Source organism: Pseudomonas serbiensis, assembly GCF_030580745.1.
Lineage (GTDB): Bacteria > Pseudomonadota > Gammaproteobacteria > Pseudomonadales > Pseudomonadaceae > Aquipseudomonas > Aquipseudomonas serbiensis.
On record NZ_JAUQOO010000030.1, the window covers coordinates 1 to 26,401 of the forward strand.

Below are 26,401 nucleotides of genomic sequence, written 5' to 3' on the forward strand. Positions count from 1 at the left end.
CTGGCTCACCGGCCACATCATTGTCAACTACTTCCCCCGCATCTGGTTCCGCCCACCCAAAGGCCCGCTTTGGGAGTTGAATCGTCGTACCGGGCTGGTCACGCTCTTCGATTACAAGCGCTTCAAGAAAGACGGTGTCATCGACGAGCGGGTAGCGCCGTTCCATGAGTTTGATGCCTACATGACCACCACACCGGATCGTCACGGGCCGATGCATGGGTTATTGCTATGCCATCGCTATGACGATATCCAGATCAATCTCAATAGTCTGTTCTGTCCCGATGACATGACACATAAACCTTGCGCGCTATGGGACTACCTGCAGAACTTCATGGATATCAGCCGCCCTCTTCCCGATTTACCACGCCATGAGCCTTATCGCCATCTGGACCCCATCACGGCAGAGCATGACCGCAAGTACAGCCGTAAACAGCGTTACTGGATGAACATGGATGACGACACTTTCAAAGCGAAGGTAAACGAAATGAGTTATCGGATTGCAACCATCGACACCCTCATCCGCCCCAATCTGATGGCGCGACATGTGATTTATAGTGACTGAGAAAAACCAAGCACGCCCCTGCTCTGACTCGGGAGCAGATACGCCAAGGCCCTGCACAATGAATAACCCACAAGCTTCGTCTTACTATGGCCCACATGCTTACCGACCAGACCGCATACCGAACCAGATTGCATCGAGTCCGCGCAGCTGGTTACATAAATTCGCGACCAGACGGTTGCCATGGGGGGAGACTCAGGACGTTACCCTTATCGACTTCATGGAAGATCCAACACCAAAAAGCATGAGGTTCTGGGAACAAGCCGAAAAGGAAAAACGGGAGCAACAGGCTGCGGGAACTTATGTACCGGCCCCTTTTGAAGGAGTGGAACTGCATCAAAAACATGATCAGGAGCGTTTCAGGTTCGCTCAACTTCCTTTTAGATCACAGTTCTGGTTAGTAATGAAAACGGGAGGCAAATGGTCTTTTATCATGTTGCTCCCCATCTATTTATTAACATGTTTATTAGGGGCCGATCAGCCTGAAAAATCATTTTTTTCCAGTTACTTCAATAACATCACAGAAACATTTCTGGTTTTGATGGGACCTTGGTTAGGTTGCTGGCTCACCGGCCACATCATTGTCAACTACTTCCCCCGCATCTGGTTCCGCCCACCCAAAGGCCCGCTTTGGGAGTTGAATCGTCGTACCGGGCTGGTCACGCTCTTCGATTACAAGCGCTTCAAGAAAGACGGTGTCATCGACGAACGGGTAGCGCCGTTCCATGAGTTTGATGCCTACATGACCACCACACCGGATCGTCACGGGCCGATGCATGGGTTATTGCTATGCCATCGCTATGACGATATCCAGATCAATCTCAATAGTCTGTTCTGTCCCGATGACATGACACATAAACCTTGCGCGCTATGGGACTACCTGCAGAACTTCATGGATATCAGCCGCCCTCTTCCCGATTTACCATGCCATGAGCCTTATCGTCATCTGGACCCCATCACGGCAGAGCATGACCGCAAGTACAGCCGTAAACAGCATTATTGGATGAACATGGATGACGACACGTTCAAAACGAAGGTAAACGAAATGAGTTATCGGATTGCAACCATTGACACCCTCATCCGCCCCAATCTGATGGCGCGACATGTGGTTTATAGTGACTGAGAAAAACCGATCAACAGCCCTAGGCTTTGTACGAAAAGTGGCTGCGCTCGGTGATGCTGCGTTAAAAACAGGCTCGTGCGCGAGTCCGGGCTCGGCGCCCCCATCGCAATGCTCATTTACAAGACGTAAAGTCGAGCGCGACTCCGACCGTTCCTCGCCTGTTTTTGCCTTGCCTGACCTTCGCTCGCCGACTTTTCGTACAGAGCCTAGCCCCGGCAGAACCCAGACTGTACAAAATCCGGGGCTCAGGCAAAATCTACCCGCCCGATACGACATTCTGCTACAGCCCTTCTGCAAGGAACCCCATGATTCAGATTCGCCCCATGACCAACGACGACTTCGAGACTTTCTGGCCCACTTTTCAGGCTGTCGTCGTGGCCCAGGAAACATACGCCTACGACCCTGCTCTGACTCGGGAGCAGGCACGCGACCTGTGGATGGGGTTGCCGCTGCATACGCTGGTTGCAGAAGAAGACGGCCAGTTGCTGGGCAGTTATTACCTCAAGGCCAATGCCGCCGGTCCCGGCAGGCATGTCAGCAATTGCGGTTATATGGTGACTGAGGCGGCACGGGGGCGTGGCGTGGCACGCCTGATGTGCGAGCACTCTCAGCAACTGGCTCGCGAAAGCGGTTTTCTGGCCATGCAGTTCAATTCGGTGGTATCCACCAATGAAGCGGCGGTTGCCCTATGGAGCAAGCTGGGTTTTGAAACCGTGGGGCGTCTGCCACGCGCCTATCGCCATCGGCAATCGGGGCTGGTGGATTGTCTGGTGATGTTCAAATGGCTGATCGATGAGCCTGAAGCTCAAGAACCAGCCCAGCCGAAGTTGATCGGGCGCAAGAATATCGAGTCAGTGGTTTCGCGGCCACGGCGTCGATAATCAAAAGTCGGGTCAGTCCTTGACTTCGTTCAGGGCAAATCGTCGCCCCTTGGTGTCCCGTACTTCGGCCCCCACGATATAGGCGATGGTTTGCCCGTCATGGTCAACCAGACGCTGCGGGGTTCCAAGGCTCAAGGTGCCTATCTCGCCACTCCAGTCGCGGCGCGGATCATGCTCCAGATAGGCGTAGACCTTGCGCTCGCGGATACGCCAGACCGGATAGGCCTTGCGGGCAGAAACGACGTCATAAGTCAGATTGGGATTGAACAGGAAGGCAGCGGCCATGGCAGTCTCCGTTTTGTGGACGTGGTTGACTGCATGTTGAAACCACTGGGAATGAGGCAGGATAGACCAAGCCTCGCTGGCAGTGCAGGTTCGCCTGACCGCCGACAGCAAAACGTGGGTGGTACGGGCTAAAAACACCCATACCACCCACGATTCAAGGTTTAAGAGGTTTGCGCATCCGGCTGCTTTTGCAGCAGAACCCGAGTCACGCGCCGCTCCTCGACACCGATGACCTTGAGTTGCCAGCCTTGCCAGTCCAGGTTGTCCCCGATCACCGGCAAGCGATCCAGCAGGCTCATGACCAGACCGGCCAGGGTCTGGTAATCATCGGTTGCCTTGGCCTGGAAGCCGGTCCGCTCGCGGATCAGGCTCAGATTCAAGGCACCCGAGACCAGGAAGTCCTCGCCCTGCGGCACGATATCCGGGCCTTCCACTTCGCTGGCATCGGGTAACTGGCCGGCAATGGACTCCAGAATATCGGTCATGCTCAGGACTCCGATGAAATCGCCGAACTCATTGACCACGAATGCGATGTGAGTCGATTCCTTGCGCATCTGCTCCAGGGCATTGAGGATCGTGAAGTTATCCAGCAGGTTGATGGCCTTGCGGCTCATCAGGCGCAGATCAGGCTCATTACCGGCCAGGATTTCCTTCAACAGTTCCTTCTTGTGTACAAAGCCTAATGGCTCATCGATACCAGCCTCACCGATCAGCGGCAATCGGGAATACGAAGAGTGCATCAGCTTGAGGCGGATCTTCTCTGCATCGTCACCGATATCGATGTAGTCGACTTCGGTACGCGGCGTCATGGCAGTACGCACAGGGCGCTCGGCCAGTTGCAGGACGCCGCTGATCATGACGCGCTCGCGGCGGTCAAAGACCGGCTCGGTGCCTTCGCCTTCGACCATTTCGATGATTTCCTCATCGACCTCGCCCGCCTCCAGCTTGCGGCCACCCAGCAGACGCATCACCGCATGGGCTGCACGCTCACGACGCGGAAGATGACCATGGGCAGACTTCTTGCTGCGCTTGCGAGCGATCTGGTTGAACACCTCGATCAGGATCGAGAAGCCAATCGCGGCATACAGGTAGCCTTTAGGTATATGGAAACCCAGGCCTTCTGCGGTCAGGCTGAAACCAATCATCATCAGGAAGCCCAGACACAGCATGATGACGGTCGGGTGACTGTTGACGAACTTGGTCAGCGGCTTGCTGGCAACCAGCATCAGGCCGATGGAGAAAATCACGGCAATCATCATGACCGACAGGTGCTCGACCATGCCGACCGCAGTAATCACGGCATCCAGCGAGAACACGGCGTCCAGCACCACGATCTGCGCCACGATAGGCCAGAACATGGCATAGGTGGCATTACCGGCGCGCTGGCTGACATGGCCTTCCAGTCGCTCATGCAATTCCATCGTGGCCTTGAACAACAGGAACACACCACCGAAGAGCATGATCAGGTCACGTCCGGAGAAGCTGTGATCGAACACCTCGAACAGAGGCTCGGTCAGCGTCACCATCCAGGAAATACTCGCCAGCAGGCCCAGCCGCATGATCAGCGCCAGGGACAGGCCGATCACGCGGGCCTTGTCACGCTGCTCGGGGGGCAACTTGTCAGCCAGAATGGCAATGAACACCAGGTTGTCGATACCCAGCACCAGTTCCAGCACGATCAGCGTAAGCAGGCCAAGCCATGCCGTGGGGTCAGCAATCCATTCCATAGGAATCATTCAGTCTCGTGCAAGAAGTGGCGGGAGGATGTCATCGGCAGAATCAAGCATGCACTCTGCGGCATTACCGGGCGTTGCTCGGCAAATCCGGAGGGCAAAAGGCTGACGGGGCAAACACCCTGCAAGAGAGTGAAGAAACCAATGCTTGAATGAAGTGATCCACTCGATAACGAGGCGTGGGCACGCGAGCAGACAGAGGGTGTTGATGAAGCAGAGCGACCAGGAGGCTCCTGAGGGGTATTCATATAGTCCAGAAATTTAATGCGGGATGAGATCCTACAATATAAAAAGATATTTCACCCGTCGAATAAGTATTACAAAGATTGACGGGGGTCATGGAAAAGAGCCCGCCAGCGACACTATGTCGCATGCCCAGAGGCGACCAGTTATCTGACAACAGCCGCCAGCCGGTAGCTGCTGCCGTGCATTTATCTTAAAATGTTGCAATATCGTCAAGCGAGTGCGGAATCGAACATCGGCAGCAAGGCTGTCTTGTTGCGATGCCCCCAAACGACTTGAACTGACTCATAAAAAGAAAGCCCGTCATAGACGGGCTTTCTGCGTTTTCAGCTTTTGCTTTTTGGCTCATCGAGCCCCAAGGCCAGCTCCGTTTTCTGATATTGAGGCTATTTCCAATGCTGCGGCTTGTTGTGATTCACCTGTTCCAATGGTTCAAACGTCTGTCCTCGGTGCTTGCATCCCGTGGCTCTGCAGATACCCGCTACTCCCGTGATTTCACGCGCGAAGACGATCAGGGTCGCTGGACATTCATTTCGATCTTTATCGTTTTCACCTTGAGCCTCTACTGCCTGGCCGGGCTTGGCTACTACGCCAAGGTCAATGTCTGGGACCACTTTACCGAAGAGCAGAAAGCCAATATTGCTCAGGCGATGGTAATCAGCACGCAGAACCTCTGATGCCTGACTCTGCAACGAACCGGACGGGGAAGTGAAAACTTCCCCGTTTTCGTTTCCGCAGCTTGCTACCCCAAAGGTTTTCTGCGAGAAAGCAACCCCGCCCCTCACTGGACAAGCTGGCAATGAGCAACGAATTACAGATTACCGACCTGCATATCGGGGACGGCAAGGAAGCGGTCAAAGGCGCCTTGATCACGACTCATTACACGGGCGTGCTGGACGATGGCACGGTCTTCGACTCATCCCATGAGCGGGGAAAACCGTTCCAGTGCGTGATTGGTACCGGCAGGGTCATCAAAGGCTGGGACCTGGGCCTGATGGGAATGAAAGTCGGCGGTAAACGCAAACTCTTCGTCCCGGCCCATCTCGGCTATGGCGACAGGAAGATGGGCGCCCATATCCAGCCCGGCGCCAATCTGACCTTTGAAATAGAGCTGCTGGAAGTGCTGACCCGCGACGATTGATCCAGGTCCGCCCGGCGGGACGCCACGGGTAACGCACACAGTATCCGGGCTGCCCGCCACCCTTTCCTGCATGAATGTCAGATAACGACCCACGGATTGCTTGTTAACGTGGAAAAAGCCATGCTCAGGGCATGGAGTTCAGACATTTATCTGACAGGAATATATATGGCTCTCAATAAGCCGACGCAGGAGCTGAAACGGCACCTGAAGGGTACGGCATCCAACCTCGAAAAAACGGCAGATGAAATCCTCAAGATCGCTTCGGACATGAAAGATGTTGATGTGACCGCCATTCTGCAACTGGTCAACAGGCTCTACAGCGATGCCGATCAACTCAAGGCTTATGCCGACGAGGTCAAGGCAAAAAGGATCGTGCGCACCAAACCGCAATAGACCCTGTATCGAACCCCTGCTCCGCACTTGCCTGCTGCCAGAGAGCCGTCAATGTTGCCATCGCCCGCAAAGATCAACGCCAGCCCCAGACACCTGAACATGCAGAAATGGCGCGGCAGGGTCGGTATGGCGCTGGCGGCCAGCCTGTCGGTACTGGCTGGCATGACAGACGCGATAGGCTTCATGGCCACCGGGGATTTCGTTTCATTCATGAGCGGCAACACCACTCGCCTGGCCGTCGCCATCAGCGATGGGGACCCGGGAACCACCACTCGCCTGATACTGGCCATTGCCGTGTTTATTGCGGGCAATGCGCTGGGCGTCATCGTTGCCCGCCTGGGCGGCAGGCGCGCCCTGCCCTTGCTGCTCAGTATCGCAACATTGCTCTGTGCCGCAGCGGCCTGGCCGATGGGTGCGAACATTCTGGCACTGGTCTGGGCCATTCTGGCCATGGGCATGCTCAATGCCGCTGTCGAACAGGTCAACGGCCTTCCGGTCGGCCTGACCTACGTGACCGGCGCTCTGTCACGTTTCGGGCGTGGCCTGGGGCGCTGGATGCTGGGCGAGCGACGCGATGGCTGGCGGATTCAGCTTGTGCCATGGGCAGGCATGTTCATCGGCGCCGTCATCGGGGCTGTGCTCGAACAACGCATGGGCCTCAATGCACTGCTGGTCAGCGGGGTGCTTTCTGCATTGCTGGGGCTTGTTTCACTGAAGATCCCCCATCGCTGGCAACGCCGCTATATGCCCCGTTGAGTTGCCTGCCAGAAAGCATCGACATCGCTTCGATTTCAGCGTCGGTTGAAATGCGTTTAACATACGCGCCCCTTTTCTGCCGACCCTTGTCATGACCCCTGATGCGCTCGCCACACTGCAACAGCACCTGCTCAATGCCTTGAGCACTGTGCCCGATGAAACCCGCCGCCTGTTTCATGGCCGCGGCAGAGTATGGCCGGGGCTTGAGCAGATCACGGTCGACTGGATGCAAGGCGTGGTACTGGTCTCGCTGTTCAAGGAACCGCTCGAATCAGAGCTGGAGGCATTGACACGGCAATTGATGGAGCTGACACAATCGCCCCAATGGCAACAGAGCCAGGCACATACGCTCCTGCTGCAACATCGCTATCAGCCACAAAGCACCGTGCAATGGCTATTGGGCGAGGCGATCGACGAATGGGTCATCACTGAGAACAACCTGCGCTACAAGGTCGATTTCGGCAAGAAACAGAATAGCGGGCTGTTTCTGGACATGCGTTACGGTCGTGAATGGGTTCGTTCCCAGGCCAGGGGCAAACGGATACTTAACCTGTTCGCCTATACCTGCGGCTTTTCAGTGGCCGCCATTGCAGGCGGTGCCGATCACGTCGTCAATCTGGACATGGCCAAGGCCGCCCTCAATCGTGGCCGGGAGAATCATAGACTCAATGGCCATGACCTGAGCCGGGTCAGCTTTCTGGGCCATGATCTTTTCAAGTCCTGGGCCAAGGTCACGCGCTCCGGCCCTTATGATCTGGTCATCATCGACCCGCCGTCTTTTCAGAAAGGCAGCTTCATGCTCGACAAGGATTATCAGAGGGTTCTGCGCCGCTTGCCGGAACTGCTGACCGAGGATGGAACGGTACTGGCCTGTATGAACGATCCGGCAGTCGGCACGGACTTTCTGATCCGGCACACAGCGGTTGAAGCTCCGGGATTGCGCTTCAAACAACGCCTGGAAAATCCGCCCGAATTTCCCGATGCCCGTATCGAGGGTGGTTTGAAAGCTCTGGTGTTCAAGGCTGATGGTGAACCCCGGGCAGGATGGGCATAGCTGCGAGGAATGCAGCCGGGAATGCCTTTCTCAAATGCAATAAGCGGCTGGCGCATACGCACCAGCCGCTTATTGGTTTACAAGCATCAGTTCCTACCGGCACACTCAGTTATTGCCTTGTAACTAAGTGTATTGAGATCGCCTTGCGAATCTTCATAAGTCATGAACTTATAGTTGATACCGCAGTCGCCAGGGGCCGGGGTCTTGATGACCACCTTGGCAACATCCAGCTTCATTCCGTAGGCATAGTTCTGTATAACGGGAACCGGCTTCTGGACCTTGGCCGCATATTCCTCGACCTTGATCTGATGCGCTTTGCTGCGTTCATCACTGCTCCGTAAATCCGAAGTACTGAAAGCGTACGAGGTCAATGGCGAAGCCAGCGCAAAAGCAAGAACGGACAGCTTTAAAACATTCATCTATTTTCTCCTGTTTAGTGACGATTCAATGTAGCAATCCAATAATTTGATAAACACTGCCATCTGGCATAGCCCAAAGGACCAATTGTTTCTGAATATTTTTATTTGTAGACATCAACGAGGCAAGCGGAGCCGTCATCAATTCTTGCCGGCACAGTCACTCAGCACCTTGTAACGCAGTGTATTAAGCTCGCCTTTTGAGTTCTCATACGTCATCAATTTAGCGTTGACCCCGCAGTTCTTTGGAACCGGCGTCTTAATCACCACCCTGGCAATATCCAGTTTCATTCCGTAGACATAATTCTGTATTTCAGGAACGGACTTTTTCGTCCTGGCCGCATAATCCTCGACCTTTATTTGATGCTCCCTGCTCCGCTCGTCGCCCCGTAGATCCACAGAACTGAAAGCGTACGAGGTCAGCGGCGAGGCAAGTGCAAAGGCAAGAACAGACAGCTTCAGAACATTCATCTTCCGACTCCTATTTAGTGATGACTCACTGTAGCAATCGGACACTTTCCAGAACGTTACGTGAGAATTACCATTTTGTAATGACGTAATAATCCATCTTTCAAACAACTTGCCCCGTCCAGCTTTAATTGCCTGAAATATAAAAACCCGTGACAGTCACCTGCCACGGGCTCAATCAGCCAAAAAGTTCTCTATTGCTCCCGACGATACGCCCATTGATACAACGCAGGCAGGACAAGCAAGGTCAGAATCGTGGACGACAGGATGCCGCCGATCACGACGGTTGCCAGCGGCCTCTGTACTTCAGCGCCAGTGCCTGTGGCCAGGGCCATGGGGATGAAGCCCAGCGAAGCGACAAGGGCCGTCATCAAGACAGGTCGCAGACGGGTCAATGCCCCTTCGTGAATCGCCCTGGACAGGCTGAACCCTTCTTCACGCAGGTTACGGATAAAGGCAATCATCACCAGACCATTCAAGACCGCGACACCGGACAGGGCAATGAACCCGACCCCGGCGGAAATCGACAACGGAATGTCCCTGAGCCATAAAGCCAATATGCCGCCTGTGAGCGCAAAGGGAATCCCGGTGAACACCAGCAAGCCGTCCTTGAGGTTGTTGAACATCATGAACAGCAGCGCCAGCACCATCAGCAACGCGACAGGCACCACTATTTTCAGGCGTTGGGCCGCCGATTGAAGCTGCTCGAACTGGCCGCCCCAACTGGTCCAGTATCCTGGCGGGATCGTCACTTGCTCCTGAATGTCCTGTCCGGCCTGCTCCACGAACGAGCCGAGGTCCCGGCCACGCACGTTGGCGCTGACGATGACCAGGCGCTTGCCGTTCTCGCGGCTGATCTGGTTAGGCCCCAGCACCAGATCCAGAGTCGCCACTTGCGACAGGGCAATAAAGCCGATTTGCGAGTTGCTGCCCGGGCTTGCCGGAACGGGGATCAACAGGTTCGAGAGCCCGTTCACGTCGGTGCGCAGCTTCTCGGATAAACGCACCACCATATCGAAGCGGCGGTCCCCGTCATACAAAGTACCGGCCTGACGCCCACCGACAGCAATGGCAATGGCATCCTGCACATCCCCCATGTTCAAGCCATAACGGGCGGCCTTGTCGCGATCGATATTGATTGTCAGCACCGGCAGGCCGGTGGTCTGCTCGACCTTGACCTCCGAGGCACCACTGACTTTCTGCAGCGTTGCCGCAATCTTGTTGGCAGTCTGGTTCAGGACATTCATGTCATCACCAAACACCTTTACCGCAACATCACTGCGCACGCCTGAAATCAGCTCATTGAAGCGCAACTGAATCGGCTGGGACAGCTCGTAATTGCTACCCGGCACACTGGCAGCCGCTGCCTGCAATTCGGCAATCAGCGTCTCTCGCGACTTCTTCGGATCAGGCCATTGATCCGTCGGCTTGAGCATCACATAACTATCGGAAATGTTCGGCGGCATCGGGTCAGCGGCAATTTCCGCCGTGCCTGTACGAGCGAACATACGCTCTACTTCAGGCATGCGTTCGATAATGGCCTTTTCGAGACGCTGCTGCATGTCGACCGATTGGGTCAGGCTGGTGCCCGGCACACGCAATGCCTGCAAGGCAAAGTCGCCTTCGCTCAGGCTCGGAATGAACTCGCTGCCCATCCGGCTGGCGGCCACACCAGAAACGGCGATAACCGCAAACGCCATGCCGAAGGCCAGAGTACGGTGGCCAAGCACCCAATCCAGAACCGGCGCATACCGCTGCCGGGCCGTACGCATGACCACGCCTTCCTCTTCTTTCACTTTGCCAGTGACGAACATGGCAATTGCGGCAGGTACGAAGGTCACGGACAGAATCATCGCGCCCAACAGGGCAATGACCACGGTAAAGGCCATCGGGTGGAACATCTTGCCCTCGACGCCTGTCAGGGCAAATATCGGCAAGTAGACGACCATGATGATCAACTGACCGAAGATCAACGGACGCCGGGCCTCACGCGCGGCTGCAAACACCTCATGGAAACGTTCGGAACGGGTCAGCATCCGGCCATGCCGCTGCTGGGCATGGGCCAGCCTGCGAATGGCGTTTTCGACGATCACCACCGCGCCATCGACGATAATCCCGAAGTCCAGCGCCCCCAGACTCATCAGGTTGGCACTGACCTTGTTGGCGAACATGCCGGTGAAGGTGAAGAGCATTGCCAGCGGAATCACCATGGCGGTGATCAGGGCGGCGCGGATGTTACCCAGGAACAGAAACAGGACAGCGATGACCAGAATCGCGCCTTCGACCAGGTTCTTCTTGACCGTGGCAATGGCCTTTTCGACCAGATGGGTACGGTCATACACCGTAACCGCCACAACCCCCTTGGGCAGCGAGCGGTTGATCTCGGTCAGCTTTGCCGCCACCGCCTGAGAGACGCTGCGACTGTTTTCCCCGATCAGCATGAAAACCGTCCCCAGCACCACTTCACGACCGTTTTCGGTCGCGGCACCGGAACGCAGCTCCTTGCCGATCACGACATCGGCGACATGGCTTACCCGGATCGGAGTGCCGTGCACATTGGCAATCACGATATTGGCGATATCCGGCTCATTGACCAGTTGGCCCGGCGCACGCACCACCAATTGCTCGCCACCACGCTCGATATAACCGGCGCCGACATTGGAGTTATTGCGCTCAAGCGCCACGATCAGGTCATTGAGCGTCAGCTTGTAGGCGGCCAGTTTCTTGGGGTCCGGGGCGATCTGGTACTGCTTGGCAAAACCGCCAATGGTGTTGATCTCAGCGACACCCGGCACATTGCGCAACTGCGGCTTGATGATCCAGTCCTGAATCACCCGAAGGTCGGTGGCGGTATAAGGCGTGCCATCTTCCTTCAGCGCCCCCTCCCTGGCCTCGACCGTCCAGAGAAATATTTCCCCAAGCCCCGTGGAAATAGGCCCCATCATGGCATCGATGCCTTCGGGCAACTGCTCCTTGGCGGTCTGTAAACGCTCGCTGACCAGTTGGCGAGCGAAAAACAGGTCGGTGCCATCCTCGAAGATCACCGTGACCTGAGACAACCCCGAGCGCGACAGCGAGCGAGTCTGTTTCAAGCCCGGCAGCCCGGCCATGACGGTTTCGATGGCAAACGTAATGCGCTGTTCGGTTTCCAGCGGAGAAAAACCCGGTGCAGCAGTATTGATCTGCACCTGGACGTTGGTGATATCGGGCACCGCATCGATGGGCAGCTTCTGGTAGCTGGCAATGCCCAGCCCTACCATCAGCAAGACCGCCAGCATGACGACAATGCGTTGCTCTATGGCAAATTGAATCAGGCGTTCAAACATGGGAGAGTTCTCGTGCGTAGCGGATCAATGGGCATGCTCGGCCGAGCCCTTGCCCAGCTCCGACTTGAGGACGAAACTGCCGGCGGTTGCGACTTGTGTATCGACTGCCAGCCCCTTGAGAACCTCCACATACCCGCTGTCGCTACGCCCGAGCGTGACAGGCTGGACCTGGAACCCCTGGGGTATACGTACAAAGACAGAAGGTTTTTCTTCGATTGTCTGAATCGCTTCCTCGGGAATGCTGATCGCGACCTCGCTGGTCTGAGCCGCCACGGCGATGGAAACGAATAATCCGGGACGCCAGGCGCCCTGCGGATTGGCAAGCTTCACCCGCACCGTTGCCGCCCTGCTCTGCTCGCCCAGCAGGTTACCGACATAGCTCACCTGACCTTCGACTTCGGCATTCATGTCCGGTGAGCTGACCTTGACCTTGCGCCCCACAACCACCTTGTCCAGATCCTTGGGAGTCACACCGAACGTGGCCCAGACACGCGACAGATCCGAAAGCGTGAAAGCGTTGCTGCTCTCGCTCACGACCTCGCCAAGCCCCATATGCTTTTCCACGACCACGGCATCGAAGGGCGCGACGAGTTCATAGCGATTTCCGCTGGCATTGCCCGCTGCGCCCATGGCACTGACTTTCTGTCGGGCATTGGTCAGAGCGATTTCCGCCTCCTGCAAGGCCTGACGAGCCTGCTGGTAATCCTGCTCGGCAGAGATCTTGTCTTCCCAGAGTTTTTTCTCGCGCTGAAATGTCAGGCGGGACAGTTCGACCCGGCGCTGGGCGGCGCTCAATTCACTGCGCTGTTCCGAAACCTGCTGGCTGGCAATCACCGCCAGGACCTGGCCTTTTCTGACCTGCTGCCCCAGATCGGCCTTCACCTCCTCCACGACACCGCTGACCCTTGGCACCACATGCGAAGTGCGATCCTCATCGAAGCGAATTTCACCGGGAAACGAGACGGTAGTGTTCATCTGGCGAGGGGCTGCAACACTCAGCTCTATGCCCGCGGCCTTGATCTGAGCCTCGCTCAACTCCAGCAAGCCTTCCTCTCCATGGCCTTCATCGCCATGGTCATCCTTTTCTGCCGGCTTGGCCTTCTGCGCTTTGCCATGATCGTCATGCTCTTCCCCTTCATGACCTTGTTCATGGGCGTGAGACGATTCCTTCTCGTCTTCATGGGCATGATCGGAAGAAGCGTTGGAGAAAGACTGACCGCCGCCGATGGCCAGACTGCCCAGGCCAATGAGGACCACCACTGCCGTCACAGCGGCAATGTTGCGTTTGTTATTCATGAGTACTCCTGATTGGCCATCCTGAGCTTGACGCCCGTGTCGCTGGCCACCGCTGGCTATTGAAGTTGAGTGAGAAAACGGCCCGAATCGCCGTAGATGCGTTCGATGGCAACCCGTGCATCAGCCGCACGGGCCAACGACTCCAGGTATTGGCTGCGTGCAGCAATCAAGGTGCGCTGCGCATCGAGCACTTCAAGAAAACCGAACTTGCCCATCTCGAATCCACGGGTCGCGGTATCGACGGCTTGTTGAGCGGCCGGCAGGATGACCTTGGTGAACGACTCGGCCTCTTGGGCTGCCGTGTCCCACTGATCCAGCGCAAGTTGCGTCTGGGTACGCAGCTTCAACTCAACGGAGTTGCGCAGGTCACGGGACTGATCGGCCCGGCGTGCTGCCGCCAGGACATTGCCCTGATTGCGGTCGAACAGTGGAATCGGCACGGAAAAGCCGACGACATTGACCCGCTCGCGTTCCTCTCGACTGTATTGGCTGCCCACGCTGACGGTGAGATTGGGAATGCGTTGCGCCTTCTGTGAACCCAGTTGCGCTTCGCCCAGTGCTATGCGCGTTTCAGCCAGGCGCAGCTCGGCGGTCTGCTTGATTTCATTCAACAGGGTCGGCGCGTGAGGCGCCTTGCCCGGCGACAGGTTCGGGGATTGCAGACGCTCGAAAGAGCTCTGCGACTGGCCCATGATCCGGGACAGTTCACGCCAGGCGCCCGACTTGGCGATCTGAGCCTGACGCACCTGCAAACGGGTTTCGGCCAGTTGCACCTGAGCGCGAGTGGCTTCTACAGGCGACGATTTGCCGGCACGAATCCGGCCTTCGGCAACCTGAAGCCCGCGCTCGGCCAAGGCCTGGGACTCCAGCGCAAGATCCAGCCCGGCCTGCGCCCGCAAGGCAGCAAAAAAGGCCTGGACCACATCGCCGCGTAAAGCGTTGCCACGTTGTTCAAGTTCAAGTGCAGCGACATCCTGGGCGCGGCTGGCGACATCGATCCGGGCACCTCGCTTGCCACCCAGTTCCAGTGCCTGACTGATGGCGATGGTCGTGGTGCTGGTCGCCTTGCGGGTGTCTTCCATCTCCCATGACAACTCGGGATTGGGTATCAATCCTGCCTGCTGCCTTTCCCCCTGGGCGATGTCGATTTCCCTGCGAGCGGCAGCCAGATCCGGGTTCATGGAAAAGGCTGTGTCCAGCGCTTCGGAAAGATTGATGACCTGTGCTTGTGCAGCCGTCGCGCTCTGGCTGCAAGCCGCCAGGAACAGCACACAGGCAAGGCCCATTTTCATTCTGCCGGGCTTGCTGCCCGGTGGACTGTTCAAGATTCGATAGCCGCGCACGTTGTACTTCCCCACTTGCATAAATCCACGCCTGATCGGCGATTGCACCGGCAAGCATGTGCTGCCGAGGTTGACGCAGGGACTTTAGGGAATGGCAGTTATCAGTGGGGTTGCTGGAAAATTACAATTTCGTTATCTGCAAAAAGCACGAGACTTTGGCCTTAAAGTAATCCACGAAATCAGGTTGACCCTGTAGCCGCTACAGACTCCAGAATCCTGCACGCCAGCATCTTGCAATGAAAAAACGCACTCACGAATAGCCTTCCAGGGTATTGGAGATTATTCACTCACCGATTTACTCAAACAGGATATTCAACCATGCGAATCCTTGTGGTCGAGGACGAGCCGAAAACTGCCGAGTACATGCATCAGGGCCTGACCGAAAGCGGCTATATCGTCGATATCGCCGCAACAGGAATTGACGGCCTTTGCCTGGCACAACAACAGATCTATGACGTTGTCATTCTGGACATCAACCTGCCTGGCATGGATGGCTGGGATGTCCTGGCACAACTGCGCAAGACCAGTAACACCCGGGTCATGATCGTGACCGCCCGTGGTCGCCTCGATGAAAAGATCAAAGGCCTGGAATCGGGAGCGGACGACTATCTGGTCAAGCCCTTCGAGTTTCCTGAACTGCTTGCAAGGATTCGCACCCTGATGCGACGCAGCGATCAGGCCAACGTGCCTCAGGTGTTGCAGGTAGCGGACCTGGAACTCGATCAGGGCCGGCATCGTGCATTCCGGGGCAAGCAGCGTATTGACCTGACGACCAAGGAGTTCGCCCTTCTGCATTTGTTGATGCGTCACAGCGGCGAGGTTCTGTCGCGCACCCAGATCATTTCCCTGGTGTGGGACATGAACTTCGATTGCGATACCAACGTGGTTGAAGTTTCCATCCGCCGCCTGCGGGCCAAGATCGATGACCCGTTCGACAACAAGCTGATCCATACCCTGCGCGGCGTGGGTTATGTGCTGGAGTCCCGCGAATGAAACCCACGCGGCTGTCCATGCAACTGGGGCTGACCGTCAGCCTGATGTGCGCCATCCTGGTCATCGTCATGGCGACCCTGGCCTCGCTGGCCATCTCGCGCCAACTGGATCTGCGCGCCACCAACAGCCTGGAAGAAAAGCTCAAGCAGATCGAGCACAGCCTGGCCGAGACGGCCAGCAGAGCGGATATCATGCTCAACCCTCATAACCTGCGTGACCAGATCATGGGCCATGACGATTTCAGTCTGGCGATCATCGATCCTGAAGATCCGACTCATGTGCTGTTCAACATGGGTCATGCAACGGCAGCGCAGATTCTGGCCATGAACGCCGACAGTCAGGGCAACGGCAAGGTACTGATTGCCTCAAGGCTGGTGCCATTGCGCGATAAACAGAGGGTAACCGTCCTGTTGTCTCTCGACCGGCAAAGCGATATTGCCTTGCTGAAGTCTTATATGACCTCGACCCTGATCGCCTTGCCGCTGATTCTGCTTCTGGTCGGCGCGGTCGCCTGGTGGGTGGTGCATCGCGGCCTCAAACCGCTGCGGGCCTTTCGCAAGGTGGCGCAAATGATATCGGCACGCGACCTCACGCATCGGGTAAAGACCAGCGACCTGCCTGACGAACTGAGCAATCTGGCCCATGCGATCAATTTCATGCTGCACCGTCTGGACAGCGATGTTCAGCAGTTGACGCAGTTCTCTGACGATCTGGCCCATGAACTTCGCTCGCCCATGAACAACCTGATGGGCAAGGCCCAGGTGACGCTTTCCAGGGAGAGACCGCCCGGCGAATACAAGCAGGTGCTTGAATCCTGTACCGAAGAGCTGGAGCGCATGTCGCGCATGGTGTCCCAGATGCTGTTCCTGGCCAGCGTCAGCCAGCCCCTGGCCCCCATAGCCTTCACGCGGATCGATCTGGCGGAAGAAGTGGACAAGGTAGTCGAACTGTTTGCCTTGTCGGCTGAAGAAAAGGCCGTTTCCCTACAGGTAACCGGGCACGCACGAATAAACGGCGAGCGTCTGATGATCCAGCGGGCCATCTCGAACCTGCTCTCCAACGCCATAAGGCACAGCCCTGAAGGAAGCACAATCGACATCAGCCTTGAACAGCAAGAGGATCGGGTTGCGCTCCACGTCGGTAACACCGGTGAGGGTATCGAGGCCGAACATCTGCCACGCCTGTTCGACCGCTTTTACCGGGTCCATGCCAGCCGTTCGCGGCATCAGGGCGGTACCGGGTTGGGACTGGCAATCGTACGCTCCATCATGAGCCTGCATGAAGGGCATGTAACAGTGCAAAGTACACCGGGAACTTATACCTGTTTCAGCATGATATTTCCTGCCACGGATCAATCCGCCGCTTAATTATTGACGGCAAATTAATGACACTCTATAACACATTCCCATTCACTTAAATATGAAACTTTATAACCCTTCATAGCGATAGACAGTTGGCGTCGACACTGCCTATCGCATCCTCACGTCTACTTTCAGGAAAACTTGAATTAATAGATTCAATTGATAGTGCATTTACGCAATAAAAGTTTTCTTTGCCCACTATGTTTTTTTCACATCACAGCACCTACAGTGATATCACGTTGCCACGTGATCGATTGTTGGCTGCTGCTCTAACAGGGGCAAAGAGGATCCAAAAATGAAAATAAGAAATATCCGGTTGAATACGCGCGCCCTTCTCAGTTTCGGCCTTATATGCCTGCTTCTCATAGGCTTGGGAGGAACTGTTCTTTACAAGATGGATAGCCTCCATAACTCCGTACGCAAGTTACAGACCGACCTGCTGCCCAGCGTAAGACAGGCTGGAAGAATCGAGACCGCAGGCCTGCTCTACCGCCTGGATGCCCGGCGATTCGTGATGGATGAAGACCGGCAGAGCAGCGCCTCTCTGGACAAGTTGAAAGGTCTGAAAAACACACTGATTCAGATGACCGACAACTATGCCCCCATGGTATCCAACGACACCGAAGAGCAGGTCTATCGTCAGGTCAAAGCCAATGCTCAGGCCTATATCGCCAAGATCGATGAGTTGATGGAACTCAGCAAGACCAAGACCAACAACGAACTCTTCGTCTTTATCCGGGACACCAGCAGCCCGCAAGCCAAGGCACTGCAATCGTCCATAGAGGCCTTGATAGAGGTCAATGTCAAGATTTCGGAGCAATCAGGCAGCGCAGCAAACACCGCTTATGAAAACGGGGTGACATTCTCGATCGTATTTATTGTCATTGCCGTTATCGTGACAATCCTGGTCGCGACCGTTTTTACCCGCAGTATCGCTCGCCCCGTCAAGGCACTGCTTGAAACCACCCAACGCATTGCCGAAGGTGATTTACGCACCCATGTGGAAATTACCGGTGCCGATGAGCTGACAGAGTTGCAAAGTGCAACTGCGACCATGCTCTCCAGCCTGAAAAGTACCATTCAACATATCTCCGATTCCTCCGGCCTTCTGGCTTCGGCGGCAGAGGAAATGAGTTCGATCACTCAGGAGTCGACAAACGGCATCCAGCGTCAATCCATGGAAACCGAACAGGCAGCCACCGCTGTAAATGAGATGACCGCAGCCATTGAAGAGGTCGCCCGCAATGCGGTGTCCGCCTCGGAATCCACTCAGGCCTCGGAACGCTCGGCAAAAACCGGACAGGAATGTGTCAGCAAAACCATCGGCGCGCTCGAAAAACTCAGCGCTACGGTCGACCGCACCAGCACCGAAGTCGAAGGTCTGGCCAATCAGGCGCAGAACATCGCCAAGGTACTGGACGTCATTCGTGCCATTGCAGAGCAGACCAATCTGTTGGCACTCAATGCGGCAATCGAGGCGGCTCGCGCAGGTGAACAAGGCCGCGGCTTCGCAGTGGTGGCTGACGAAGTCCGGGCTCTGGCCCACCGTACTCAATCCTCGACTCAGGAAATCGAGCAGATGATCCAGGGCATCCAGAAGGATTCGACCCTGGCCGTGCAATCGATGAAACAAAGCAGTGAAGAAGCCGATGCGACCTTGCTGATCGCCCAGGAATCCGGGGCCGCAATAAAGGAAATCACTACCGCCATCTCCCAGATCAACGAGCGCAACCTGCTGATCGCCACCGCGTCCGAAGAACAGGCCCATGTGGCGCGATCCGTCGATGAGAACCTGGTCAGCATCAGGAATCTGTCGGTGCAAAGCTCCTCGGCTGCCGATCAGACCTCAACGGCCAGCCATGAGCTTTCCAGGCTGGCTGTCGACCTGAACCGACTGGTTTCCCGGTTCTCCGTTTAACGAACACGTCTGAACAATCAAGGGATGAATGTTCTGCTGATTCACGATCAAGCCAAAGCAGGTATTTATCGTGCTCAAACACATTCCCGTCACCGAGCTTCGCCTCGGCATGTATATACACGAACTGTGCGACTTGCGCGCCGACCACTCTTTCTGGACCAGCAGCTTTCTGCTCAAGCATGAAAGCGACCTGCAACGCATCCGCAGCTCCAGCATCACCCGACTGTGGATCGATGGCAGCAGAGGCCTCGATATAGAGCCCGTCAACAAGAGCAAGACCCCCTCCTCGCCAACCCGACAGAACCAGCCTTGCGAATTGGCAGAGGAAATCGGCTACGCCAGAGAGCTCTGCCTGCGCTCCAAGGCCGCAGTGGCCCGGATATTCAGCGATGTGCGCATGGGCCGGATCGCCGAGCTGGAAGACATGGGCGACCTGATCGACGACATTTCGGACTCATTGGCGCGCCATCCCGATGCACTGCTCAGCCTGGCACGGCTGAAAAGCGCTGATGAGTACACTTACATGCATTCGGTTGCCGTGGCTGGGTTGATGATTGCCCTGGCTCGTCAACTGGCCTTGCCCGAAAGCCTGGTCAAGGAAGCTGGCCTGGCAGGCCTGCTGCATGATGTCGGCAAGCTGGCAATACCATCGGCCATCCTCAGCAAGCCCGGGAAACTCAGCGACGAAGAGTTTGCAATCGTTCGCAAGCATCCCGAACTCGGCTGTCAGTTGCTGGGTGAAAGCAAACACTTCAGCCCCCGGGTGCTGGATGTATGCCTGCACCACCACGAACGTTTCGATGGCAGCGGCTACCCTGACCGGCTCGCGGGTTCACAGATCAGCCTGTTTGCCAGAATGGGCGCCATTTGCGACGTTTATGACGCCATTACTTCCGATCGCCCCTACAAAGCCTGCTGGAGCCCGGCCGAATCGATCAGCAGAATGGCCGAGTGGACCGGGCATTTTGACGAAAAGATCTTCCAGGCCTTCGTCAAATGCGTCGGCATCTACCCGGTGGGCTCACTGGTGCGCCTGGAAAGCGGCAACCTGGGCATCGTGATGGAGCAGAACAAGACTTCGCTGCTGACGCCCAAGGTCAAAGTGTTCTACTCGGCCTTGTGCAAGATGCCCATCGCCCACACCCTGATAGATCTCTCCACACAGGCTGGCGAGGACAGAATCGTCAGCCGCGAATGCGCGAAGAACTGGGGATTCAAGAACCTGGACCATTTGTGGGCGGGGTCGCCTGAAAGCGTGACACATTGAGTCTTTGGCGCCGTAGGAGCGAATTCATTCGCGAGACAGAATTCCAGGCGATGAATCTTTATGGAATGTACTGGCCTTTCGCGAATAAATTCGCTCCTACCGGCGTTATGCCTTGGCGGCCATCGCCGTCACTTCAACGCGCATGCCTTCTACTGCCAATGCCGCCACGCCAACCGCAGCACGCACCGGCCAGGGCTTGGCGAAGAAGCGCTGGTAGACCTCATTGAAAGCAGCACGGTCAGCCATGTCGGTGAGGTAGATGGTCAGGTGCAACACCCGATCCATGGAACTGCCCGCACGTTCCAGCGCAACCTTGAGTGCCTGCAAGGTGCATTCGCTCTGCTCGACGATGCCGCCCAACTCCAGGCTGCCGTCGGCGCGTGTGGGAATCTGGGTGGAAACCAGCAAGCCACCGAAACCGGCAACGTCGGAAGAAATGGATGTGGCGTCGGGATCGGGGATAAATGTGATGTCCTGGCTGGCCATGGGTACCTTGCTTGAATGAGTAAAAGGGCGGCGTTTATTGAGCAACGCCTTTGACGCGGCAAGTTTACAACGACCGGCCAACAAGCGTCTCACACTCAACGCCCCTCGGCAGCATGCCCCTCCCACTGTCAGATTCTCTCAACTAACCCGTCACCCCACAGTCACAAGACCATACGTCACCCGATTGCGATGGGCATGCCTCTATGAGCTTCACGATCTGCATGACGGTGCTCGGCGCGTTGTTGATGCTGCTGGCACTGACCTCATCCTTCTTGCGCTGGTTGCCGGTCACGACGTCGGCGGTGTGCCTGGCGTTCGGTTTCGCGATTGGGCCGATGGGGCTGGAGATGCTGAAGCTGGATGTCCATGAAGCCAGACACTGGCTGGAGCGTCTGACCGAGGTTGCAGTGCTGTTTTCGCTGTTCAATACCGGGATCAAGTTGCGACAGCCACTGCGCAGCAAAGCCTGGCATTCGGCGTATTGGCTGGCCGGGCCGGTGATGCTTGCCACGATTGCTGGTACTTGCCTGGCTGCGCACTACCTGTTCGGTCTGTCATGGGGTATCTCGCTGCTGCTGGGTGCCATGCTTTCGCCCACCGATCCGGTACTGGCGGGGCTGGTGCAGGTGACCAACGCCCAGGATCAGGATCGCTTGCGTTTCGGGCTTTCCGGTGAGGCTGGCATGAACGATGGCACTGCGTTTCCGTTCGTGATCTTTGCCTTGTTGTATATGAGCAATGGCGGGCTGGAAGCCGGATGGGTTCAGCACTGGGCAATCAAGAGCCTGGTCTGGGGCGTGCCGGCTGGCATGTTGATCGGTTACGGCATGGGCCGTGGCGTCGGGCATCTGATGATCTTCCTGCGGATCAGGAATGCAGACAGCACGACCTCACCCAATGATTTCCTGGCTCTGGCCTTGATTGCCTTGTCTTACGTGGTTGCAGAAGGCGCAGGTGCCTTTGGTTTTCTCTCGGTATTCGCGGCCGGGTTCGGCTTGAGGCAGGCCGAAGCACGCATCACTCAATCTCATTTGCCTTCCGAGCATGTAGCCCAACCGGTGATTGGCCATATGACCGCCAATCAGGAAAAGGCCACGGTCGCCGAGAGCGAGGACCTGAGCGAGTCGCAATTGGCCGCCGGGATCATGATGGGCGATATGCTGGCATTCGGCAGTCTGATCGAACGTTCGATGGAAGTGCTTTTGATTACCCTGCTGGGCGCGGCACTGGCGTTGTACTGGGACTGGCGGGCCATCGGCCTTGGCCTGGCGCTGTTCTGCATCATTCGCCCGGCCAGCGTCTGGCTGCTGGTGAGCCGACGCCTGCTGGACCGTCGGCAAAAGGCGCTGGTCGGCTGGTTTGGCATACGCGGAATCGGCAGTCTGTATTATCTGTGTTTTGCCTTGACCCACGGTTTACCGCAAGATGCAGTACATACCGCCATTGGCATGACCTTGTCGGTAGTTGCATTGAGTATCCTGCTGCATGGCATTAGCATCCAGCCATTGCTGGAGCATTACGAGCGCCGCTCGGCGAGCGCTGGCAAGACGCCATAGATCCAGTCGATCATGTCATCATCACAAGCGATTGGACTGCGGCAATTGGACTCAGCAAGCTTGCACCTACAGCATATTGAGAAGGTGAGATGTCAGATCCCGTCCTGATGGACCGTTTTGCACGCAAAGTCGATTATCTGCGCATGTCGGTGACCGACCGGTGCGATTTTCGTTGCGTGTACTGTATGGCCGAAGAGATGACATTCCTGCCTCGGCAACAGATCCTGTCGCTGGAGGAAATCCATCAGGTCGCCGAGCGCTTCGTGGCTCTGGGCACCCGCAAGATTCGCCTCACCGGTGGCGAGCCGCTGGTGCGCTCCGGTATTGTCGACCTGTGCAAGCGTATCGCCGCCCTGCCCGGCCTGCGCGAACTGTGCATGACCACCAACGGCTCGCAACTGGACAAACTGGCCTCGCCACTGTTCGATGCCGGGGTTACGCGCCTCAACATCAGCCTCGACAGTCTGGACCCGCAACGTTTCCGGGAAATGACACGCACTGGTGATCTGAACAAGGTCATCGCCGGGATCGACGCCGCGAATGCCGCAGGCTTCACCCACACCAAGCTCAATTGCGTGGTGATGCGTGGCCGCAACGATCACGAGATCAATGATCTGCTGGCCTTTGCCATCGATCGCAAGCTGGATGTTTCCTTCATTGAAGAAATGCCGCTGGGCATCATCAGCGAGCACAGCCGTGCCGAGGCATTTTACTCAAGCGATCAGGTTCGCGAACGCATCGCCGAGCGCTACACACTGGTTGCGTCCACGGACTCCACTCAAGGTCCGTCGCGCTACTGGCGTCTGGCCGAAGCCCCTGATATCCGCATTGGCTTCATTTCCCCCCATAGCCATAACTTCTGCGGCACCTGCAACCGCGTGCGCCTGACGGTGGAAGGCCGACTGCTGCTGTGCCTGGGCAACGAGCATTCGGTTGACCTCAAAGCCGTGCTGCGGGCCAACCCCGGCCAGCCCCACAAGCTGGAAAAAGCCATAGTCGATGCCATGCAGCTCAAGCCGTGGAGTCATAACTTCACACTTGATGACGATGTACAGGTCGTGCGCTTCATGAATATGACTGGCGGCTAGTCAATATGACATCAAAAGTCATATTGACTCCATGACGAAACAGGTCATAAAGACACCAACCCAATGAAACCGCTGATTTTATTGGGTTTTTTATTTGGCATGGAAGTTGAAATACCAGAGGAAAGATCACCACTCTCTCTTCTGGAGATTCACGATGCAAAGCCCGATTACCACCAAAGTTCTGGATGCTCTCGATAAGGTCATGGTCATTTCCACCACCGACCTGCAAGGCAATATCACTTACGTCAACGATCTGTTCTGCAAGCTGACAGGCTACGAACGTGAAGAGCTGGTCGGCCAGCCACACAGCATCGTGCGTCACCCCGCCGTACCGAAAAGTACCTACAAGGCCATGTGGGACACCATCAAGAAAGGCGAAATCTGGACAGGCGTAATCCCTAACGTTGCCAAGACCGGCGGCCTGTATGTGGTCGATACCACAGTGCAACCGGTGTTCGATGAGCAAGGCAATATTGTCGAGTACATCAGCATCCGCCGCGTCATCAACGATCTGATGGGTGACTTCGAGGCGCTGGAGTTCTCCAAGGAACAGTTCGACGAATACTACGACCGGTAAACTGCCATGAACGTCGAACGAGTCTTTATCGGTTACGGGTCCGAATCGGGCAATGCCCGAGGGCTGGCACAGCGTCTGGAATGCCTGCCCTTTCTGCAACGTTATGCGCCGCAAGCCCGGGAACTCAATAGCCTGGACCTGGAACAGATGACGGCGGCCGACCTGCTGCTGGTCGTGTCCAGCTCGTTCGGTGACGGGGAACCGCCAGCCAATGCCGAGCGGTTCCTTGAGCAGGCTGTGCAGGCCAGCAACATGGCCGGCCTGCGTTACGCAATCTTCGGGCTGGGCGACACCGCCTACCCGACCTTCTGCGGTTTTACCAGGACGCTGGACACCCTCCTGTCGAGCAGGAACGCAACGCCGGTGATCAACCGCGTAGATGCTGATGCCGATTTCGAGGGCTTCTTTGCGACATGGTCCAGGGTTCTCGACTCGGTACTGCAAGGCGATAGCCAGGCTGGCGCCACCTTGCACCTGCAAGTCGTCGCCTATGGTGAGAAAACGGCTTACCCGGCCAGCATTCTTGAACAGCGGCGCTTGAATCAGAGCCCGCCTTACGCGCACCACATCAGATTCAATATCCAGGGCAGCGGTATCAAGTACCGCGCCGGAGACAACCTGTACGTTCTGGCCGAAAACGCGCCCGAACAGCTCGCCGCCCTTGCCCGCTGGTTCGATGACGAACAGGCCCGCACATGCCTGGCCAACAAGGAGTTGCGCCAGATCGGCAAGTCAGTCCTGAGGGATATCGCCAAGGCGAGCGGCAACGATGAGCTGAAAAGTCTGCTGAAAATCAGCCATCGCAAGCTGCTGGATGAATACCTGCACGGCAAGGACATTCTGGATGTGCTCGACGACTTCTGCGAACCCGGATGCTTTACAGTCCAGGAGCTTGCCCACTGGTTGCCCGACAATTTACCCAGGGCTTATTCGATTGCATCTCATAGCCACCCCGATTACGTGGACTTGTGTATCAGGGAAGTGGCCTACAGCCTCGCCGGGCGCGAACGAAAAGGAACCGCCACCGGTTTTCTCACTGGGCAACCTCAAGCCGTGAACATCTTTGCCCGCAGCAACCCCCGCTTCCATCTGCCGGACGGTGTGAGCCATCCGCTGATCCTGATCGGGACCGGCACAGGCATCGCGCCCCTGATCGGCTTGCTGGAACAGTTGGAGAACGAAGCCGCAAACCCGACGACCTGCCTGGTTTTCGGCGATCGGCATCAGGCCTCGGATTTTCTCTATCGGGAACGGATCGAGCACTGGCAGACTCAAGGCGTGCTGGACCATGTGCTGACCGCCTTCTCACGGGACAACGAAGCCCGCTATTACGTGCAGGACGCGCTGGTGGAACATGGTCATATCATCTGGAACTTGCTGAATCAGGGGGCGCATCTGTATCTGTGCGGTAACAAGGCCAACCTGGAGTGTTCCATCGATGAAGCACTGGTAAGCATTGCACGCTCGGCGGGCCGTCTCGATATCGAGACAGCCGAGGGATTTGTCAGGCAGTTACTGAACGACGGAAGGGTTCACAAGGAGCTTTACTGACCCGTCATTTGCCAAGCAACTGCTCGCGCAAATCCGGATTACGGGTCTTGGGGTCCAGCCAGATGGCAAAGAACGCTTTGGCGAACTCGCTGTCCTGGACCACATGCTGCAATTTTGCGCCGACATAAAAACGTGCCTCACGTCCCGGCAGGTAAACACCGGTGATCTTCATGCCCGGCTCGACATCGACGAAAGACTGCTGCATCTGCTGACGCCACACCGACAATTGCTCCTCGCTGACGGACGGGCCGGAAATACGCTGGATTTCATCGATGCTGGCGTCAACCAGCTCGTCCCGGTCGATGGAGCGGTGGTAAGTGAGTTCCAGCGCCATGGGGGAGTCAGCCAGGAACGGCTTCGCAGGCGTCCACAAACGGGCGGAGTAGATACGTAATCCGAAAAAACGGAAATCGCCGGAACCGACGACACGAGAATCAGGCAAGGCTTCACGCCAATCGGCAAATGCGCTGCCGCTTAGCATAAGCGCCAGCAGCAACCAACGCGGCGCGATCATGTACGGCCTCTGTGCTCCTGCCGGACAAGACCGACAGGTAAAAATAGGAAGAGCCAGCGGCGTGGTCTATACC

24 protein-coding genes and 1 pseudogene are annotated in these 26,401 nt (G+C 56.6%); 16 read left to right on the forward strand and 9 right to left on the reverse strand.

All coding sequences use genetic code 11. The features are described 5' to 3' along the window. From Q6A51_RS25265 to Q6A51_RS25275, 3 genes and pseudogenes are all read left to right on the forward strand, one after another. Positions 1-562, forward strand: a pseudogene (locus tag Q6A51_RS25265) (hypothetical protein); the annotation flags it as partial. Positions 563-779: 217 nt separating this feature from the next. After that, on the forward strand, positions 780-1,682 hold the full coding sequence (locus Q6A51_RS25270; RefSeq protein ID WP_304576019.1) for a hypothetical protein: 903 nt from the start codon (positions 780-782) through the stop codon (positions 1,680-1,682). A gap of 305 nt (positions 1,683-1,987) precedes the next feature. Beyond that, on the forward strand, positions 1,988-2,563 hold the full coding sequence (locus Q6A51_RS25275; RefSeq protein WP_304575999.1) for a GNAT family N-acetyltransferase: 576 nt from the start codon (positions 1,988-1,990) through the stop codon (positions 2,561-2,563). A 12-nt stretch (positions 2,564-2,575) separates the two neighbouring features. On the opposite strand, the gene Q6A51_RS25280 is transcribed toward Q6A51_RS25275, so the two are convergent. Together Q6A51_RS25280 and Q6A51_RS25285 are read right to left on the reverse strand one after the other, a co-directional pair. Next, positions 2,576-2,848: a hypothetical protein gene (locus Q6A51_RS25280; RefSeq protein WP_201000330.1), complete on the reverse strand. Its 273-nt coding sequence runs from the start codon at positions 2,846-2,848 to the stop codon at positions 2,576-2,578. Positions 2,849-3,009: 161 nt separating this feature from the next. Continuing rightward, entirely contained in the window at positions 3,010-4,575 is a 1,566-nt protein-coding gene (locus tag Q6A51_RS25285) for a TerC family protein (protein WP_201017198.1), read from the reverse strand. 644 nt (positions 4,576-5,219) lie between these two features. Between Q6A51_RS25285 and Q6A51_RS25290 the strand changes: the two genes are divergently transcribed. From Q6A51_RS25290 to Q6A51_RS25310, 5 genes are all read left to right on the forward strand, one after another. Beyond that, complete coding sequence (locus Q6A51_RS25290) at positions 5,220-5,501, forward strand: hypothetical protein (protein ID WP_201000329.1); 282 nt, start codon at positions 5,220-5,222, stop codon at positions 5,499-5,501. A 122-nt stretch (positions 5,502-5,623) separates the two neighbouring features. After that, positions 5,624-5,965, forward strand: a complete 342-nt coding sequence (locus Q6A51_RS25295; RefSeq protein ID WP_201000328.1) for an FKBP-type peptidyl-prolyl cis-trans isomerase — start codon at positions 5,624-5,626, stop codon at positions 5,963-5,965. Positions 5,966-6,130: 165 nt separating this feature from the next. After that, complete coding sequence (locus Q6A51_RS25300) at positions 6,131-6,358, forward strand: hypothetical protein (protein ID WP_201000327.1); 228 nt, start codon at positions 6,131-6,133, stop codon at positions 6,356-6,358. A gap of 51 nt (positions 6,359-6,409) precedes the next feature. Further along, positions 6,410-7,114, forward strand: coding sequence for a YoaK family protein (locus Q6A51_RS25305; protein ID WP_201016918.1), 705 nt, complete (start codon positions 6,410-6,412; stop codon positions 7,112-7,114). A gap of 91 nt (positions 7,115-7,205) precedes the next feature. Further along, positions 7,206-8,168: a class I SAM-dependent methyltransferase gene (locus tag Q6A51_RS25310; RefSeq protein ID WP_304576000.1), complete on the forward strand. Its 963-nt coding sequence runs from the start codon at positions 7,206-7,208 to the stop codon at positions 8,166-8,168. Positions 8,169-8,254: 86 nt separating this feature from the next. Here Q6A51_RS25310 and Q6A51_RS25315 read toward each other — a convergent pair whose 3' ends face one another. From Q6A51_RS25315 to Q6A51_RS25335, 5 genes are all read right to left on the reverse strand, one after another. Beyond that, positions 8,255-8,587 carry a DUF2790 domain-containing protein gene (locus Q6A51_RS25315; RefSeq protein WP_201000324.1) on the reverse strand — a complete coding sequence of 111 codons (333 nt, stop codon included), beginning with the start codon at positions 8,585-8,587 and terminating at the stop codon, positions 8,255-8,257. 138 nt (positions 8,588-8,725) lie between these two features. Continuing rightward, on the reverse strand, positions 8,726-9,055 hold the full coding sequence (locus tag Q6A51_RS25320; protein ID WP_201016916.1) for a DUF2790 domain-containing protein: 330 nt from the start codon (positions 9,053-9,055) through the stop codon (positions 8,726-8,728). A gap of 191 nt (positions 9,056-9,246) precedes the next feature. Next, complete coding sequence (locus Q6A51_RS25325; protein WP_304576001.1) at positions 9,247-12,378, reverse strand: CusA/CzcA family heavy metal efflux RND transporter; 3,132 nt, start codon at positions 12,376-12,378, stop codon at positions 9,247-9,249. Positions 12,379-12,402: 24 nt separating this feature from the next. Further along, positions 12,403-13,674, reverse strand: a complete 1,272-nt coding sequence (locus Q6A51_RS25330) for an efflux RND transporter periplasmic adaptor subunit (RefSeq protein WP_304576002.1) — start codon at positions 13,672-13,674, stop codon at positions 12,403-12,405. 56 nt (positions 13,675-13,730) lie between these two features. Continuing rightward, positions 13,731-14,966, reverse strand: a complete 1,236-nt coding sequence (locus Q6A51_RS25335) for a TolC family protein (RefSeq protein WP_201017197.1) — start codon at positions 14,964-14,966, stop codon at positions 13,731-13,733. Between the two features lie 369 nt (positions 14,967-15,335). On the opposite strand from Q6A51_RS25335, the gene Q6A51_RS25340 reads away from it, so the two are divergent. The 4 genes from Q6A51_RS25340 (at position 15,336) to Q6A51_RS25355 (ending at position 20,556) form a co-directional block, all read left to right on the forward strand. Continuing rightward, positions 15,336-16,010, forward strand: a complete 675-nt coding sequence (locus Q6A51_RS25340) for a heavy metal response regulator transcription factor (protein WP_201016913.1) — start codon at positions 15,336-15,338, stop codon at positions 16,008-16,010. Next, positions 16,007-17,377, forward strand: coding sequence for a heavy metal sensor histidine kinase (locus Q6A51_RS25345; protein ID WP_304576003.1), 1,371 nt, complete (start codon positions 16,007-16,009; stop codon positions 17,375-17,377). Before Q6A51_RS25340 ends, Q6A51_RS25345 begins: the two co-directional genes overlap by 4 nt. A 289-nt stretch (positions 17,378-17,666) precedes the next feature. After that, entirely contained in the window at positions 17,667-19,289 is a 1,623-nt protein-coding gene (locus tag Q6A51_RS25350) for a methyl-accepting chemotaxis protein (protein WP_304576004.1), read from the forward strand. A 70-nt stretch (positions 19,290-19,359) separates the two neighbouring features. Continuing rightward, positions 19,360-20,556: an HD-GYP domain-containing protein gene (locus Q6A51_RS25355; protein ID WP_304576005.1), complete on the forward strand. Its 1,197-nt coding sequence runs from the start codon at positions 19,360-19,362 to the stop codon at positions 20,554-20,556. 105 nt (positions 20,557-20,661) lie between these two features. Here the strand turns inward: Q6A51_RS25355 and Q6A51_RS25360 are convergent, their stop codons facing one another. Continuing rightward, positions 20,662-21,042: a RidA family protein gene (locus Q6A51_RS25360; protein WP_201000316.1), complete on the reverse strand. Its 381-nt coding sequence runs from the start codon at positions 21,040-21,042 to the stop codon at positions 20,662-20,664. 203 nt (positions 21,043-21,245) lie between these two features. Here Q6A51_RS25360 and Q6A51_RS25365 point away from each other — a divergent pair, with 203 nt between their 5' ends. The 4 genes from Q6A51_RS25365 (at position 21,246) to Q6A51_RS25380 (ending at position 25,814) form a co-directional block, all read left to right on the forward strand. Continuing rightward, the gene (locus Q6A51_RS25365; RefSeq protein WP_304576006.1) at positions 21,246-22,598 is read left to right on the forward strand and encodes a cation:proton antiporter; all 1,353 of its coding nucleotides are present in this window, start codon (positions 21,246-21,248) and stop codon (positions 22,596-22,598) included. An 89-nt stretch (positions 22,599-22,687) separates the two neighbouring features. Further along, positions 22,688-23,686, forward strand: a complete 999-nt coding sequence (gene moaA / locus Q6A51_RS25370; RefSeq protein ID WP_201000314.1) for a GTP 3',8-cyclase MoaA — start codon at positions 22,688-22,690, stop codon at positions 23,684-23,686. 154 nt (positions 23,687-23,840) lie between these two features. Beyond that, on the forward strand, positions 23,841-24,263 hold the full coding sequence (locus tag Q6A51_RS25375) for a PAS domain-containing protein (protein ID WP_201000313.1): 423 nt from the start codon (positions 23,841-23,843) through the stop codon (positions 24,261-24,263). A gap of 6 nt (positions 24,264-24,269) precedes the next feature. Further along, positions 24,270-25,814: a diflavin oxidoreductase gene (locus tag Q6A51_RS25380; protein WP_304576007.1), complete on the forward strand. Its 1,545-nt coding sequence runs from the start codon at positions 24,270-24,272 to the stop codon at positions 25,812-25,814. A gap of 4 nt (positions 25,815-25,818) precedes the next feature. Here the strand turns inward: Q6A51_RS25380 and Q6A51_RS25385 are convergent, their stop codons facing one another. Next, a complete protein-coding gene (locus Q6A51_RS25385) occupies positions 25,819-26,328 on the reverse strand; it encodes a chalcone isomerase family protein (protein ID WP_304576008.1) in 510 nt (169 codons plus the stop codon). Positions 26,329-26,401 lie beyond the last annotated feature (73 nt).

Excerpts from the sequence above, each read along its gene's own strand:
- Q6A51_RS25295 (WP_201000328.1), top strand. The coding sequence starts at position 5,624 with ATGAGCAACGAATTACAGATTACCGACCTGCATATCGGGGACGGCAAG.
- Q6A51_RS25335 (WP_201017197.1), bottom strand. The coding sequence starts at position 14,966 with ATGAAAATGGGCCTTGCCTGTGTGCTGTTCCTGGCGGCTTGCAGCCAG.
- Q6A51_RS25270 (WP_304576019.1), top strand. The coding sequence starts at position 780 with ATGGAAGATCCAACACCAAAAAGCATGAGGTTCTGGGAACAAGCCGAA.
- Q6A51_RS25385 (WP_304576008.1), bottom strand. The coding sequence starts at position 26,328 with ATGATCGCGCCGCGTTGGTTGCTGCTGGCGCTTATGCTAAGCGGCAGC.
- Q6A51_RS25350 (WP_304576004.1), top strand. The coding sequence starts at position 17,667 with ATGAAAATAAGAAATATCCGGTTGAATACGCGCGCCCTTCTCAGTTTC.
- Q6A51_RS25290 (WP_201000329.1), top strand. The coding sequence starts at position 5,220 with ATGCTGCGGCTTGTTGTGATTCACCTGTTCCAATGGTTCAAACGTCTG.
- Q6A51_RS25380 (WP_304576007.1), top strand. The coding sequence starts at position 24,270 with ATGAACGTCGAACGAGTCTTTATCGGTTACGGGTCCGAATCGGGCAAT.
- Q6A51_RS25285 (WP_201017198.1), bottom strand. The coding sequence starts at position 4,575 with ATGGAATGGATTGCTGACCCCACGGCATGGCTTGGCCTGCTTACGCTG.
- Q6A51_RS25340 (WP_201016913.1), top strand. The coding sequence starts at position 15,336 with ATGCGAATCCTTGTGGTCGAGGACGAGCCGAAAACTGCCGAGTACATG.
- Q6A51_RS25275 (WP_304575999.1), top strand. The coding sequence starts at position 1,988 with ATGATTCAGATTCGCCCCATGACCAACGACGACTTCGAGACTTTCTGG.
- Q6A51_RS25330 (WP_304576002.1), bottom strand. The coding sequence starts at position 13,674 with ATGAATAACAAACGCAACATTGCCGCTGTGACGGCAGTGGTGGTCCTC.
- Q6A51_RS25345 (WP_304576003.1), top strand. The coding sequence starts at position 16,007 with ATGAAACCCACGCGGCTGTCCATGCAACTGGGGCTGACCGTCAGCCTG.
- Q6A51_RS25315 (WP_201000324.1), bottom strand. The coding sequence starts at position 8,587 with ATGAATGTTTTAAAGCTGTCCGTTCTTGCTTTTGCGCTGGCTTCGCCA.
- moaA (WP_201000314.1), top strand. The coding sequence starts at position 22,688 with ATGTCAGATCCCGTCCTGATGGACCGTTTTGCACGCAAAGTCGATTAT.
- Q6A51_RS25305 (WP_201016918.1), top strand. The coding sequence starts at position 6,410 with ATGTTGCCATCGCCCGCAAAGATCAACGCCAGCCCCAGACACCTGAAC.
- Q6A51_RS25300 (WP_201000327.1), top strand. The coding sequence starts at position 6,131 with ATGGCTCTCAATAAGCCGACGCAGGAGCTGAAACGGCACCTGAAGGGT.
- Q6A51_RS25365 (WP_304576006.1), top strand. The coding sequence starts at position 21,246 with ATGAGCTTCACGATCTGCATGACGGTGCTCGGCGCGTTGTTGATGCTG.
- Q6A51_RS25310 (WP_304576000.1), top strand. The coding sequence starts at position 7,206 with ATGACCCCTGATGCGCTCGCCACACTGCAACAGCACCTGCTCAATGCC.
- Q6A51_RS25360 (WP_201000316.1), bottom strand. The coding sequence starts at position 21,042 with ATGGCCAGCCAGGACATCACATTTATCCCCGATCCCGACGCCACATCC.
- Q6A51_RS25280 (WP_201000330.1), bottom strand. The coding sequence starts at position 2,848 with ATGGCCGCTGCCTTCCTGTTCAATCCCAATCTGACTTATGACGTCGTT.
- Q6A51_RS25320 (WP_201016916.1), bottom strand. The coding sequence starts at position 9,055 with ATGAATGTTCTGAAGCTGTCTGTTCTTGCCTTTGCACTTGCCTCGCCG.
- Q6A51_RS25375 (WP_201000313.1), top strand. The coding sequence starts at position 23,841 with ATGCAAAGCCCGATTACCACCAAAGTTCTGGATGCTCTCGATAAGGTC.
- Q6A51_RS25325 (WP_304576001.1), bottom strand. The coding sequence starts at position 12,378 with ATGTTTGAACGCCTGATTCAATTTGCCATAGAGCAACGCATTGTCGTC.